Origin of the sequence: Vibrio sp. A1-b2, assembly GCF_021726015.1 — a bacterium.
GTDB classification, from domain to species: domain Bacteria; phylum Pseudomonadota; class Gammaproteobacteria; order Enterobacterales; family Vibrionaceae; genus Vibrio; species Vibrio diazotrophicus.
On record NZ_JAKKCI010000001.1, the window covers coordinates 680,529 to 693,579 of the forward strand.

General features: G+C 43.7%; 9 protein-coding genes and 16 tRNA genes. 21 read left to right on the forward strand and 4 right to left on the reverse strand.

Translation table 11 applies throughout. From position 1 onward, the window contains the following. Positions 1-22: 22 nt before the first annotated feature. Positions 23-1,282 (reverse strand): glutamyl-tRNA reductase, encoded by a 1,260-nt coding sequence (hemA, locus tag L3V23_RS03050; protein WP_102966641.1) that lies wholly within the window; start codon positions 1,280-1,282, stop codon positions 23-25. A 160-nt stretch (positions 1,283-1,442) separates the two neighbouring features. Here hemA and lolB point away from each other — a divergent pair, with 160 nt between their 5' ends. The 21 genes from lolB to L3V23_RS03155 all read left to right on the forward strand — a co-directional run bounded on the left by lolB (position 1,443) and on the right by L3V23_RS03155 (position 8,437). Next, positions 1,443-2,057: a lipoprotein insertase outer membrane protein LolB gene (gene lolB, locus L3V23_RS03055; RefSeq protein WP_102952689.1), complete on the forward strand. Its 615-nt coding sequence runs from the start codon at positions 1,443-1,445 to the stop codon at positions 2,055-2,057. Continuing rightward, positions 2,054-2,962, forward strand: coding sequence for a 4-(cytidine 5'-diphospho)-2-C-methyl-D-erythritol kinase (gene ispE, locus L3V23_RS03060; RefSeq protein WP_102966640.1), 909 nt, complete (start codon positions 2,054-2,056; stop codon positions 2,960-2,962). The genes lolB and ispE overlap by 4 nt, the downstream gene beginning before the upstream one ends. Further along, on the forward strand, positions 2,955-3,899 hold the full coding sequence (locus tag L3V23_RS03065) for a ribose-phosphate pyrophosphokinase (protein ID WP_042484128.1): 945 nt from the start codon (positions 2,955-2,957) through the stop codon (positions 3,897-3,899). The genes ispE and L3V23_RS03065 overlap by 8 nt, the downstream gene beginning before the upstream one ends. 321 nt (positions 3,900-4,220) lie before the next feature. Beyond that, positions 4,221-4,811 carry an aminoacyl-tRNA hydrolase gene (gene pth / locus L3V23_RS03070; protein WP_042484131.1) on the forward strand — a complete coding sequence of 197 codons (591 nt, stop codon included), beginning with the start codon at positions 4,221-4,223 and terminating at the stop codon, positions 4,809-4,811. Positions 4,812-4,821: 10 nt separating this feature from the next. Continuing rightward, entirely contained in the window at positions 4,822-5,913 is a 1,092-nt protein-coding gene (gene ychF, locus L3V23_RS03075; protein ID WP_042484134.1) for a redox-regulated ATPase YchF, read from the forward strand. A gap of 290 nt (positions 5,914-6,203) precedes the next feature. Then, positions 6,204-6,280 (forward strand) — tRNA-Met (locus tag L3V23_RS03080). Between the two features lie 51 nt (positions 6,281-6,331). Next, a tRNA-Leu gene (locus tag L3V23_RS03085) sits at positions 6,332-6,416 on the forward strand. Positions 6,417-6,443: 27 nt separating this feature from the next. Then, positions 6,444-6,518: transfer RNA gene (locus L3V23_RS03090), tRNA-Gln, on the forward strand. 79 nt (positions 6,519-6,597) lie between these two features. Continuing rightward, positions 6,598-6,674 (forward strand) — tRNA-Met (locus L3V23_RS03095). A 61-nt stretch (positions 6,675-6,735) separates the two neighbouring features. Then, positions 6,736-6,820: transfer RNA gene (locus L3V23_RS03100), tRNA-Leu, on the forward strand. 26 nt (positions 6,821-6,846) lie between these two features. Further along, positions 6,847-6,931, forward strand: a tRNA-Leu gene (locus L3V23_RS03105). Between the two features lie 26 nt (positions 6,932-6,957). After that, positions 6,958-7,032: transfer RNA gene (locus L3V23_RS03110), tRNA-Gln, on the forward strand. Positions 7,033-7,163: 131 nt separating this feature from the next. Beyond that, a tRNA-Leu gene (locus L3V23_RS03115) sits at positions 7,164-7,248 on the forward strand. Between the two features lie 12 nt (positions 7,249-7,260). Further along, a tRNA-Met gene (locus L3V23_RS03120) sits at positions 7,261-7,337 on the forward strand. Between the two features lie 51 nt (positions 7,338-7,388). Further along, positions 7,389-7,473, forward strand: a tRNA-Leu gene (locus L3V23_RS03125). A 27-nt stretch (positions 7,474-7,500) separates the two neighbouring features. Beyond that, positions 7,501-7,575: transfer RNA gene (locus L3V23_RS03130), tRNA-Gln, on the forward strand. A gap of 160 nt (positions 7,576-7,735) precedes the next feature. Further along, a tRNA-Leu gene (locus L3V23_RS03135) sits at positions 7,736-7,820 on the forward strand. 26 nt (positions 7,821-7,846) lie between these two features. Further along, positions 7,847-7,921: transfer RNA gene (locus tag L3V23_RS03140), tRNA-Gln, on the forward strand. Between the two features lie 162 nt (positions 7,922-8,083). Further along, positions 8,084-8,168: transfer RNA gene (locus tag L3V23_RS03145), tRNA-Leu, on the forward strand. Between the two features lie 26 nt (positions 8,169-8,194). Then, positions 8,195-8,269: transfer RNA gene (locus L3V23_RS03150), tRNA-Gln, on the forward strand. Positions 8,270-8,352: 83 nt separating this feature from the next. Continuing rightward, positions 8,353-8,437: transfer RNA gene (locus L3V23_RS03155), tRNA-Leu, on the forward strand. Between the two features lie 264 nt (positions 8,438-8,701). On the opposite strand, the gene L3V23_RS03160 is transcribed toward L3V23_RS03155, so the two are convergent. The 3 genes from L3V23_RS03160 to flgL all read right to left on the reverse strand — a co-directional run bounded on the left by L3V23_RS03160 (position 8,702) and on the right by flgL (position 13,046). Beyond that, positions 8,702-9,835, reverse strand: coding sequence for a flagellin (locus tag L3V23_RS03160; protein WP_102954305.1), 1,134 nt, complete (start codon positions 9,833-9,835; stop codon positions 8,702-8,704). 486 nt (positions 9,836-10,321) lie between these two features. After that, on the reverse strand, positions 10,322-11,461 hold the full coding sequence (locus L3V23_RS03165) for a flagellin (RefSeq protein ID WP_042479976.1): 1,140 nt from the start codon (positions 11,459-11,461) through the stop codon (positions 10,322-10,324). Between the two features lie 391 nt (positions 11,462-11,852). Continuing rightward, the gene (gene flgL / locus L3V23_RS03170; RefSeq protein ID WP_042479977.1) at positions 11,853-13,046 is read right to left on the reverse strand and encodes a flagellar hook-associated protein FlgL; all 1,194 of its coding nucleotides are present in this window, start codon (positions 13,044-13,046) and stop codon (positions 11,853-11,855) included. Between the last annotated feature and the right edge of the window lie 5 nt (positions 13,047-13,051).

Below are 13,051 nucleotides of genomic sequence, written 5' to 3' on the forward strand. Positions count from 1 at the left end.
TCTTTAAATTCAGAGTTACAGATTACTGTGAGTCTTCAAGACCCAAGCTTTGTCTGATAATGGCAAGTTTTGCCGGTTCTCCTAACTCCGCAGCGCTTTGCATCGCTCGGGTAGGGTTATGAATAAGTTTGTTGGTGAGCTTGTTGCTCAGCTCCACCAACAGTTTTTCTGGGTCTCCGCCCGCAGCCAGAGCTTGTAAGCTTTTTGACAACAATTCTTCACGTATATCATTGGCTGCTTTACGGTAGTCACGAATGCTGTCTACCGCTTGCAGTGAACGCATCCAGCTCATGAAAGCGGCGCTTTCTTCACTGACAATTGCTTCCGCCTCAATCGCTTCTACTTTGCGCTGCTCAATATTGCTATCCACGATAGATTGCAAATCATCCACCGAATACAGATAGGCATCATTAAGATCACCCACTTGCGATTCGATATCCCGTGGCACGGCAATATCCACAAACAGCATAGGCTGATGGCGGCGTTTTTTCAGTGCGCTTTCTACCATACCCTTGCCTATTATAGGTAAAGGACTGGCCGTTGAGCTGATAACGATATCGGCAAAATGCAGGTGATCCGGTATTTCGTTCAATGCAATCACGTCTGCATTAAATTCTTCAGCTAAACTCATTGCACGTTCGCGGGTTCGGTTTGCCACAATAATACGTTTGCAGTTGTGGCTTGCCAGGTGTTTTGCTACCAGTTCAATAGTTTCCCCAGCGCCAACAAGCAGTACAGTGGCATCCGCCAAAGATTCGAAAATGTGTTTTGCCAGAGTACAAGCGGCGTAAGCCACCGACACAGCGCTGCCACCAATTTCAGTTTCAGTACGAACACGTTTAGCGACAGAGAATGCTTTCTGGAACCATTTATCGAGCGATGAATCAACGGCGTTGTTTTTACGAGAGTCCGCGTACGCTTGTTTTACCTGTCCAAGAATCTGCGGTTCACCCAATACCAGTGAATCCAGACCGCAAGAGACTCGCATTAGATGACGAATCGCCGCTTGGTCTTCATGAACATACAGGCTGGGTTTCAAATCTTCAGGGCTGACGTTGTGAAACTGGGTCAACCATTCGATAAGTTTGTTCTTACTTGATGATTTAACATCACAATAAATTTCAGTACGGTTACACGTCGAAAGAATGACACTTCCGTTCACGTGTGAGTCGGCAGACAACTGGCCAAACGCCTCAGACAATTTATCTGGGCCGAAAGCCACTTTTTCTCGTAACTCAACCGAAGCCGTATTGTGATTGATACCAATAGCAAGCAAGGACATCTATCGAGGATTCTCTGGTAAGAAATGAATTAGGGGCAGAATTTTACTTTATGCCCCTTGTGATTGAAAGAGCAACGAGGATTTGTTTTCCCGACTTCGTGATATCAATGATATAGTAGCGCCAGTTTCACTCACTTTGCCGGACAAATAACGAGCAATTATGATGATTAAACCGCGTATTCTCCTCTCCTTGAGCTTTTTGCTGATTCTGTTTGGCTGTAGTTCAACACCAGAACCTATCGTTGATGTAGAGTGGCAAGCCCACCAACAAAAACTGCAACAGATTCAAACATATCAAGTTATCGGCAAGATCGGCTATATCTCACCAGAGCAGCGTGAAACCTTAAACTTTCAATGGCAAAAGTCATCTAATAAGAGTCAACTTCGTCTGACCAATTTTCTTGGTCAAACTGTACTAAGCCTTTCTATGGATGCCAAAGGTGCCATAGTAGAAACCTATGATGACCAAAAATTCAATGCCGCCAATGGCCAAATATTAATTTACCAACTCACTGGACTGGATATCCCTATCGACGATCTTCAGGGCTGGGTTTTGGGACTACCAACAAAAGCCGATCATTTTAAGCTTAATGAAAGCAATACATTAGCTTCTCTGGACAAAGCTTCAGGTCGACAAAACTGGCATGTCGATTACACTCGATATAAAGAATTCAATTGGCAAAATGGCATTATTCCTTTGCCGGATAGAATGCAGCTAACTCAGCAACAAACGTCTATAAAACTTGTTATCTCTAAATGGATACTTAACCCATGAATTTTGGCAAAACGGTTTGGCCATCTCCTGCAAAGTTAAATCTATTTCTCTACATCACTGGACGTCGTGATAACGGCTACCACGAGCTACAAACACTGTTTCAGTTTCTCAATTATGGTGATGATATCACCATCTCCACCAACGAGAGCGGTAAGATCACTCTGACTCCTGAACTGGAAGGAGTAAAAACTGAAGACAACCTGATTTGGAAAGCGGCAACCGCATTGCAACAAAAAACGGGCTGTACTTTAGGTGCTGATATTGAGTTGAATAAGATTCTGCCAATGGGCGGAGGTATCGGTGGTGGTTCTTCAAATGCCGCGACAGTGTTAGTCGCCTTAAATTTTCTGTGGCAAGCCAACCTCAATGATGACGAGCTCGCAGAGATAGGCTTAGCTTTGGGCGCCGATGTGCCCGTATTTATCCGTGGTTTTGCCGCTTTTGCAGAAGGTGTAGGCGAAGAGCTGACGCCTGTTGAAGCACAAGAAAAATGGTATTTAGTGGTTCGACCGAATGTCAGCATCGCAACTAAAGATATTTTTTGTCACCCAGACTTGACCAGAAATACGCCAAAACGAGAGCTGTTCACGCTTCTTGACACTCAATACGAAAACGATTGCGAAAAAATTGTCCGAATGCTGTATCCAGAGGTTGATAAGCAACTTTCTTGGCTGCTACAATACGCGCCGTCAAGATTGACCGGTACAGGATCGTGCGTTTTTGCTGAATTTTCAAACGAAAACGATGCAAAAAATGTTCTGTCCGAACTCCCTGACACCGTCTCAGCGTTTATCGCCCAAGGGCGAAATGTTTCTCCGCTTAAAGAGACACTGGCTAGATACCAAATAGCCAACCCCAATCTATTTAAAAACTGGACGCAACCCCGAGGTTTCCACCGTGCCTGATATGAAGCTATTTGCTGGTAATGCCACACCCGAACTAGCACAACGTATTGCTGATCGTCTATACATTTCTCTTGGAGATGCTACTGTTTCACGTTTCTCTGATGGAGAAGTTGCAGTACAAATCAATGAAAATGTTCGTGGTAGCGACGTATTTATCATCCAATCTACTTGTAAGCCAACCAACGACAACCTTATGGAACTCGTTGTAATGATTGATGCTATGCGTCGTGCTTCAGCAGGCCGTATTACTGCTGTTATTCCTTATTTTGGTTATGCTCGTCAAGATCGCCGTGTGCGTTCTGCTCGTGTGCCAATCACTGCAAAAGTTGTTGCAGACTTCCTTTCTAACGTTGGTGTTGACCGTGTTCTTACTATCGACCTGCACGCAGAACAAATTCAAGGTTTCTTCGATGTACCAGTAGACAACATCTTCGGTACTCCAGTACTTCTTGAAGATATGAAAGCTCGTGGTCTAGAAGATCCAGTAGTTGTATCTCCTGACCTAGGCGGCGTTGTTCGTGCACGTGCAACGGCTAAAGCTCTGGGTGATATCGATATCGCAATCGTCGACAAACGTCGTCCACGCGCTAACGTTTCTGAAGTAATGAACCTAATTGGTGATGTTGAAGGTCGTGACTGTGTGATCGTAGACGATATGATCGATACAGGTGGCACACTATGTAAAGCAGCAGAAGCTCTGAAGAACCGTGGTGCTAAGCGTGTATTCGCTTACGCAACTCACGCAGTATTCTCTGGTAACGCAGCGAAAAACATTAAGAACTCTGTTCTTGACCAAGTTATCATCACTGACTCTATTACTCTGTCTAAAGAAATGGCAGCAACAGGTAAAGTGACTCAGTTGACTCTGTCTACCATGCTAGCAGAAGCGATTCGTCGTATTAGCAACGAAGAATCTATCTCAGCAATGTTCAACTAAGCGTTGAAATTGACTGTTAAAAAAGCGCCTTCTAAATAAGGCGCTTTTTTTATTCCTCTCTCGCGGCGATAAACCAATCTCACTCCCCTAGCAACGCCTTTACCAGCTATGAGTTAAAAGCTATTCACTTGCCGTACTTCAAACAGAAACTGCAAATTAACGTTGTCAGAATGCGCTAACTAAATAGTCAACAGGAGCGAAAGAGACAACTTGTTCATCCTCTCAAAAACGCTTAAAGAACCGAATCCCTTTGAGCCTCGCGCCAAAGGGAATTTTTGTGCTATCATACCGCGCTTTTTCGTTTCCTAAGGGATCCTAGCTTTGAGTCAACCTATTAAATTACTTGTCGGTCTGGCGAATCCTGGCCCGGAATATTCTAGAACTCGACACAATGCCGGTGCATGGGTCGTAGAAGAACTGGCTCGTATTCACAATATTACGTTGAAAAATGAGCCTAAATACTTCGGTCTGACTGGCCGTATTGTGGTCAATGGCGAAGATTTACGTTTGCTGATCCCAACCACTTTTATGAATTTATCCGGTAAAGCCGTTGCAGCTCTTGCAAAGTTCTACCAAATTCAACCTGAAGAGATCATGGTGGCACACGATGAACTTGATCTCCCTCCGGGTGTTGCTAAGTTCAAAAAAGGCGGTGGCCATGGTGGTCACAATGGCTTAAAAGACACCATCAGCAAACTGGGCAACAACAAAGAATTTTACCGTCTGCGGATTGGCATTGGTCATCCGGGACATAAAGATAAAGTCGCAGGCTATGTGTTAGGCAAAGCCCCTGCTAAAGAGCAGGAGCAATTAGATGCAACCGTCGATGAATCGGTTCGTTGCCTCGATATCTTGTTAAAAGATGGTCTAACGAAAGCGCAAAATCGCTTACACACGTTCAAAGCTGAATAAGGTTACAGACATGGGTTTTAAATGTGGCATTGTTGGTCTACCAAACGTTGGTAAATCAACACTTTTCAATGCTCTTACAAAAGCAGGTATCGAAGCGGCTAACTTCCCGTTTTGTACCATCGAACCAAACACTGGTGTTGTACCGGTTCCAGATCTTCGTCTAGATGCACTAGCGAAAATCGTAAATCCTGAGCGTATTCTTCCAACAACAATGGAATTTGTGGATATCGCAGGTCTGGTTGCGGGTGCTTCTCGTGGTGAAGGTCTAGGTAACAAGTTCCTAGCTAACATCCGTGAAACTGATGCGATCGGTCACGTTGTTCGTTGTTTCGAGAACGAAAACATCGTACACGTTGCAGGCAAAGTTTCGCCGATTGAAGACATCGAAGTGATCAACTTAGAGTTGGCAATGGCTGACCTTGATTCTTGTGAACGTGCTATTCAACGTAACGCGAAGAAAGCAAAAGGCGGCGACAAAGACGCTAAGTTAGAACTAGTAGCACTTGAAAAATTACTGCCTGTTTTAACTGAAGGTGGCTCAGCTCGTACAGTTGACTTAACTAAAGAAGAACTGGCTGCAATTGGCTACCTAAACTTCTTAACCTTAAAGCCAACCATGTATATTGCTAACGTTGCAGAAGATGGTTTTGAAGATAACCCGTACTTGGATCTCGTACGTGAATTTGCAGCAAAAGAGAATAACGTTGTTGTTCCTGTATGTGCCGCTATTGAATCAGAGCTTTCTGAATTAGAAGATGACGAACGCGAAGAGTTCCTAGCAGACATGGGGATCGAAGAACCAGGTCTAAACCGTGTGATTCGTGCGGGTTACGAACTACTAGAACTGCACACTTACTTCACTGCAGGTGTTAAAGAAGTTCGCGCTTGGACGATTCCAATTGGTGCAACAGCTCCGAAAGCAGCTGGCAAAATTCACACTGACTTTGAAAAAGGTTTCATTCGCGCTGAAGTTGTCGGTTATGACGATTTTATCCAATTTAACGGTGAAAGCGGTGCGAAAGAAGCAGGTAAATGGCGACTAGAAGGCAAAGATTACATCGTTAAAGATGGCGATGTTGTTCACTTCCGTTTCAACGTTTAATCTGCATCAGACAGAATCGAATAAAAGCCAACCGCTCGGTTGGCTTTTTTGTTTTTCTCGACATTTTCAAATAAAAAACATGAAATTTTGCCGCTATGCAAAAGTAATAAATCTGTTGTTTTGTTAGCACTTTTTGATCACAAACACGCCTCTTTGTTTAAAAAAAAGTCGAACGATGCGTTTCAGGCGATTTATTCAAAAAAACTGTTGACGCTCAGAAAGCAGATCCGCATAATGCGCACCGTTCTCAGCAATAAGGCAACTTAGTTCTGAGAGTAAAAAATAATAATGGCTACGTAGCTCAGCTGGTTAGAGCACATCACTCATAATGATGGGGTCACAGGTTCGAATCCCGTCGTAGCCACCATTTCCTAAGTACTTTTTGAAACAGCAATGTTGAAAGTCTTTAGGAAATAATGCGGAAATGGCGAAATTGGTAGACGCACCAGATTTAGGTTCTGGCGCCGCAAGGTGTGAGAGTTCAAGTCTCTCTTTCCGCACCATTATTTAAGATGAGCAATCATCTCTGCAGGTCTATCGCCAAGCGGTAAGGCAGCGGCTTTTGATGCCGCCATTCCCTGGTTCGAATCCAGGTAGACCTGCCACTATTTAATAGTTTCAGTATTTGAAAATTTATTGGAACTCGTAGCGAGTTTATATTATATTGTCTCGCTCAAAAATGATGGCTACGTAGCTCAGCTGGTTAGAGCACATCACTCATAATGATGGGGTCACAGGTTCGAATCCCGTCGTAGCCACCACTTATTCTAAGTTGTTTGCTTATCTCTTAGTTAGATTGCGAATAACTTTAGATACCGAGATGCGGAAGTGGCGAAATTGGTAGACGCACCAGATTTAGGTTCTGGCGCCGTAAGGTGTGAGAGTTCAAGTCTCTCCTTCCGCACCATATTATCTCGATATCTTAAAAGTTTTGCGGAAATGGCGAAATTGGTAGACGCACCAGATTTAGGTTCTGGCGCCGCAAGGTGTGAGAGTTCAAGTCTCTCTTTCCGCACCATTATTTAGATGAGCAATCATCTCTGCAGGTCTATCGCCAAGCGGTAAGGCAGCGGCTTTTGATGCCGCCATTCCCTGGTTCGAATCCAGGTAGACCTGCCATTACAATTAAGATAGTGGTTAGTAAGGCTTTGATGCACCATCTATTCTCCCTGTTTCGACTTCGAGGTAGACCTACCATTATTACAACGATTAATTGAAGACCAATATTCATTTAATCTACAAATTAAGATGCGGAAGTGGCGAAATTGGTAGACGCACCAGATTTAGGTTCTGGCGCCGCAAGGTGTGAGAGTTCAAGTCTCTCCTTCCGCACCATTATTTATTGTTGGCTACGTAGCTCAGCTGGTTAGAGCACATCACTCATAATGATGGGGTCACAGGTTCGAATCCCGTCGTAGCCACCATTTCCTAAGTACTTTTTGAAACAGCAATGTTGAAAGTCTTTAGGAAATAATGCGGAAATGGCGAAATTGGTAGACGCACCAGATTTAGGTTCTGGCGCCGCAAGGTGTGAGAGTTCAAGTCTCTCTTTCCGCACCATTATTTAAGATGAGCAATCATCTCTGCAGGTCTATCGCCAAGCGGTAAGGCAGCGGCTTTTGATGCCGCCATTCCCTGGTTCGAATCCAGGTAGACCTGCCATTACAATTAAGATAGTGGTTAGTAAGGCTTTGATGCCCCATCTATTCTCCCTGTTTCGACTTCGAGGTAGAACTGCCATTATTTAAGTGCTTTGTTTAAATTACAGATCACTACAACGATTAATTGAAGACCAATATTCAGTTAATCTACAGATTAAGTTGCGGAAGTGGCGAAATTGGTAGACGCACCAGATTTAGGTTCTGGCGCCGCAAGGTGTGAGAGTTCAAGTCTCTCCTTCCGCACCATTATTCAGATGAGCAATCATCTCTGCAGGTCTATCGCCAAGCGGTAAGGCAGCGGCTTTTGATGCCGCCATCCCCTGGTTCGAATCCAGGTAGACCTGCCATTACAATTAAGATAGTGGTTAGAAAGCATTTTTTGATGCCCCGTCTATTCTCCCTGATTCGGGTTCAAAGTAGACCTGCCATTATTAGTAAATAGCTGGTTTTAGACGAGTTATTACAACAATTAGTTGAACGCCTAATTTAATTAATTTACAGATTAAGATGCGGAAATGGCGAAATTGGTAGACGCACCAGATTTAGGTTCTGGCGCCGTAAGGTGTGAGAGTTCAAGTCTCTCTTTCCGCACCATTATTTAGATGAGCAATCATCTCTGTAGGTCTATCGCCAAGCGGTAAGGCAGCGGCTTTTGATGCCGCCATTCCCTGGTTCGAATCCAGGTAGACCTGCCATTATTTAAAGTGTTTTGTTTAGATGACCGAACACTACAACGATTAGTTGAAGACCAATATTCAGTTAATCTACAGATTAAGTTGCGGAAGTGGCGAAATTGGTAGACGCACCAGATTTAGGTTCTGGCGCCGCAAGGTGTGAGAGTTCAAGTCTCTCCTTCCGCACCATCATAATAGAACCCAGCTTAGGCTGGGTTTTGTTTTATCTGTCACCTGTGTAACAACATCCCTCTGCTTATCTCTTCATTTCAAATCACCACGCCTTTAGAAAAGCTTGAATCAATTACCTTGAAAACGGTTGATCTTCCTTTAGATCTTCTTATCTCTGCGAATATTCCTTCATGAAGGCGGTGACTATAATAATGAAGCTTCGATAGGTATAAAAAAATCCAGCCGAAGCTGGATTCTTTATTAACACTAATGTACTCGAAATTAGCCAAGTAGAGCCAAAGCAGAGTTTGGTGCTTGTTTTGCCTGTGCCAATACCGTGCTTGAAGCTTGAGAAAGTATTTGCGACTTAGTTAATGACGTTGTTTCTTTCGCAAAGTCAGTGTCTTTGATTCGGCTCTTAGAAGCATTCACGTTTTCGTTAATGTTTTCCAAATTGCTGATTGCATGGTTAAAGCGATTCTGGAATGCCCCCAACTCAGCTCGATGGCTATCAACGAACTTCAGTGCCGCATCAACAATCGCTACTGATTGCTGTGCACCACCAACGCTTGTCACATCGATATCTTTAACAGTGACGTCTTTACCTTCAGCAAAGCCCAATTCACCAGCAAGGCTGCCACCAAACGTCGCTTGGCCTTCCACTTTGTCTGCCGCAGTAAACAGCTGCAGTTTGCCGTCTTCATCGACAGAAGCTTTCACCATGTCTGTTTGACCATTAATGTAAGTGGCTAACTCTTCAATATCATCGCCTGTTTTGGCATTGATAGAGATGGTTTTCTCACCTTCATATTTGTCATTAAGAGTAATCGTCAGATCATTGCTTCCAGACTTAACAGCCCAGTCTTTACCTTGGCCATTTTCTGCTTTGTAGCTAACGCCACCCATTTTCTGGTTGTCACTGCGCATATTGTTCAGTGAAAGCATCACTGCTTCACCGCTATCTGCGCCAATCTGGAATGACTTAGTATCAAAGGTACCATTGAGGAGCTTACCACCGGCAAATGATGTGGTTTCCGCGATACGGTTAAGTTCATCATTCATTGACGAAATTTCTTCCTGAATCGCTACACGCTCAGACTTAGAGTTCGAGCCGTTCGCTGCTTGCAATGATAAATCACGAACACGTTGTAGAATGTTCGTTGTTTCATTCATCGCACCTTCAGCCGTTTGAGCAATAGAAATACCATCGTTCGCATTACGCACAGCAACATCAAAGCCTCTGCTTTGCACATTCAGACGGTTTGAGATCTGTAGACCTGCTGCGTCATCTTTTGCACTGTTGATCTTTGAACCTGATGACAAACGTTCCATAGACGTTTGCTGAGCAGATGTCGCACTGTTCAAATATCGCTGTGCTGTCATTGCTGACACATTAGTATTTACGTTCACTGACATAGTTGTCTCTCCTAGATTTTTCTGCGAAGCGGAACTTCGAATGCGGCTTCCGACGTCTCGAAAAACCAAAATGTTCTCTCAAAGTTATCTCTGTTAGCGGCCTACAAGAGAATACCTTTAGAAAAATTAAGGATTTACCGGAAATATGCGACGCAAACAGCAAAGAACTGCCAACTCTGTAGGATGCAGACTAGATAAACGTAAGGGTTAACTTAAAAAGATCGGATATTGGGGAAAGGGAAATGACAAATTACAGGCAAAAGAAAAGCCCCTTTTCCTTTGAGAGAACTGGGGCTGTTTGTGGTAGCCAAGCCATGTGGAGATCAAGAGAAATGAACACATTTAGGCATACCGGGGCGTATGAATATTATCCGGTGGCAGACAGGGTGTAGATTGAGAGAGCCTGCCACTTTCTAATAAACATACTTTGCCAAAGGGTCTTCAATACATGTCTACGTCTAGACTTATTAATGAAGAGTCCTAAAACTACTGCAATAGTGTAATTGCAGAGTTTGGCAACTGTTTCGCTTGAGCGAGAATTGAGGTACCCGCTTGTTGCAGAATTTGAGATTTAGTAAGTTGCGTTGTTTCCTTCGCAAAATCTGTATCTTTGATGCGGCTCTTAGACGCTTCAACGTTTTCTTGGATGTTTGCCAAGTTACTAATACTGTGGCTTAAACGGTTTTGTTTCGCACCCAAGTCAGCACGTTGTGAATCAACGTATTTCAAAGCCGCATCGATAATACCAACAGCGTTTTGAGAACCGCCCACTGTTGTTACATCAATATCTTGCACTGTTGTGTATCTGCCACTTTCAGTGCTCAAACCAAGTTCACCAGCCAGACTACCGCCAATGTTGAAGTCCTGTGCCATATCCGGTTCAGCAATGAAAATTTGTAGCTTGCCATCTTCGTCTACTGACGCTTTGAACACGTCTGTTTGACCATTAATGTATGTTGCAAGCTCTTCGATATCGTCACCGACTTTAGCTTGAACACTTACCGTCTTCGGCTCACCATCTTTACCAGTAAACTCGAAAGTCAGTTCATTTGCGTTGACAGGTACGCCCCAGTCTTTTGTTTTGCCCTGCTCTGAAACGTACGCCATACCACCCATACGAGGTTCATCAGCACGGATACTGGTTAGGCCCATGATGATTGCTTCACCAGAGCTAGAACCGATCTGGAATGATGCTTCACCAAATGAACCGTTAAGCAGTTTACGTCCACCGAATGATGTGGTTTCTGCGATACGGTTTAATTCGTCTTGCAGCGCTGACACCTCTTCGTTAAGCGCTGTACGCTCAGATAAAGAGTTGGTACCGTTTGCTGATTGCAAAGATAGGTCACGCATACGTTGTAGGATGCTGGTTGACTCATTCATTGCACCTTCTGCAGTCTGTGCAATCGAAATACCATCGTTGGCATTGCGCATTGCGACATCTAGACCACGAGACTGAGCAGTCAAACGGTTAGAAATTTGTAGGCCCGCTGCATCGTCTTTCGCACTGTTGATGCGGTTACCAGACGACAAGCGCTCCATAGATGTGTTTAGCTCACCAGTCGCTTTGTTTAGATAACGCTGCGCAGTCATTGCCGACACGTTGGTATTTACATTAATGGTCATAGTTTGCTCTCCTATCGAGTCCGCAAGTATTTTGCGAAGCGGTCAGCTTTACTCTTTGGAAGCACTGACCGTAAATAACTTGCTAAATCTGCAACATGTGCCGATTTAAAAAATTGTTTAATTAACACTAGTATTGATAATTCAATATGTGTGCCAACTTTGAAATTCAGTGTAATTATTTTTAAAGACACTAAATTTCAATAAGTTACTGACATCATCTATCCAATATCATTGGAAAACCTAGAGAGTCATAGCCAGCGGCAATAATTAATTGCCGCATACTTGCCGCTTTACTATTGATTAACTCGTAATCAATAAACGAAGTGGCAATCGTTCCTTTATTAATCACATTTCACTTTGCTCATATGGCATTGCACATATGGCATTCAAGTTAGATGTAATTAAATAGGGTTAAATCTTTGGTTTTACCGAACGCTTGCTGAGAAGCTTGCAGAGCTCGGGAATTTTCGTTGAATTCAATCACGGCTTCTGCGTAGTCCAAGTCTTCAAACTGACTTTTTGACTTCGCTAAGCTGATTTTGAAATCTTCGTGTTGCTCTTCTTGAATATCTAAAGTGCTCAAACTGGCACCGATATTTGTGTGCGATTTATTCAAGTGAATAAAGGCTTTATGCAGTTCCTCTGTCACTTGATGTAACTTCGCAGTCGAAGAAGCATCCGCGACTGAGCGGGATGAATACTCAATCGCATCTTTAAAGCTGTCGAAAATACTGAAGGTTTTACGCGGCTCGATGGTGATAGAGTCACCTTTGGTGATCTGCCCTTTAATCGCGATCGTTAAACCTTCAAACTGGATACCAGTCTTGCCGTCAAATTCGTCGGCCTGCACAATGCTGCCGTTACGTTCAAGTTGATAACCAAACTTGCCGTTATCCATATCAACGAATGTCACTGTGTAGTTCGAGTTATCATCAACGTTGCTGTTGGTTGCACGCTCAAGCAATAACTCAGAACCTTCTTGCAAAGCGTAATTCGGTTCGTAATCACCAAACGGGTTCTCAATCTCCATAAAGATTTTGCTACCCGGAGTGTTAAACGGAATTTCCAAGCTATTAGAAATCTTCATTTTTCGCTGATAGTCATCACCGGAATAAGTGACGTTACCGGCGTTGTCGCGGAAGAACGGCTGATTCTTTGGTTTGGTACCGGCAAAAATATAGTTGCCCATCTCATCCTGAACATTCGCAAGGTTAATGAAGTTATTCGAAATTTCCTGGATCTGACGAGCTATAGCGCCGCGGTCTTCTGGTGAAAGAGAACCGTTGATCATTTCCATGACATTCCGCTTGGCTTTATCAGCAAACTCTTCCGCATTACTAACAATAACTTCCTGATGCTCAAGACGGTTTCGAACCAAAGTAATGGCATCCAAATATTGGCGTAACTGCTCTTCTTGCTGAGTCACGTTCTGAATGTAATGTGTCGCAAGCGGGTTATCCGCAGCCGACAATAGCTTCTTACCAGACGCTAGCTGCGCTTGGTTATGGTGAACTTTCGATTCCTGACGACGCATGTCGTTTTGCACAGATTGATAGTTATGGAAGCTAGAAATTCGAGTTAACATTTAAT

What these genes read in the sequence shown, in the direction of transcription:
- ychF (WP_042484134.1), top strand. Translation starts at nt 4,822, where the DNA reads ATGGGTTTTAAATGTGGCATTGTTGGTCTACCAAACGTTGGTAAATCA.
- L3V23_RS03165 (WP_042479976.1), bottom strand. Translation starts at nt 11,461, where the DNA reads ATGACCATTAATGTAAATACCAACGTGTCGGCAATGACTGCGCAGCGT.
- flgL (WP_042479977.1), bottom strand. Translation starts at nt 13,046, where the DNA reads ATGTTAACTCGAATTTCTAGCTTCCATAACTATCAATCTGTGCAAAAC.
- hemA (WP_102966641.1), bottom strand. Translation starts at nt 1,282, where the DNA reads ATGTCCTTGCTTGCTATTGGTATCAATCACAATACGGCTTCGGTTGAG.
- L3V23_RS03160 (WP_102954305.1), bottom strand. Translation starts at nt 9,835, where the DNA reads ATGTCAGTGAACGTAAATACTAATGTGTCAGCAATGACAGCACAGCGA.
- ispE (WP_102966640.1), top strand. Translation starts at nt 2,054, where the DNA reads ATGAATTTTGGCAAAACGGTTTGGCCATCTCCTGCAAAGTTAAATCTA.
- lolB (WP_102952689.1), top strand. Translation starts at nt 1,443, where the DNA reads ATGATGATTAAACCGCGTATTCTCCTCTCCTTGAGCTTTTTGCTGATT.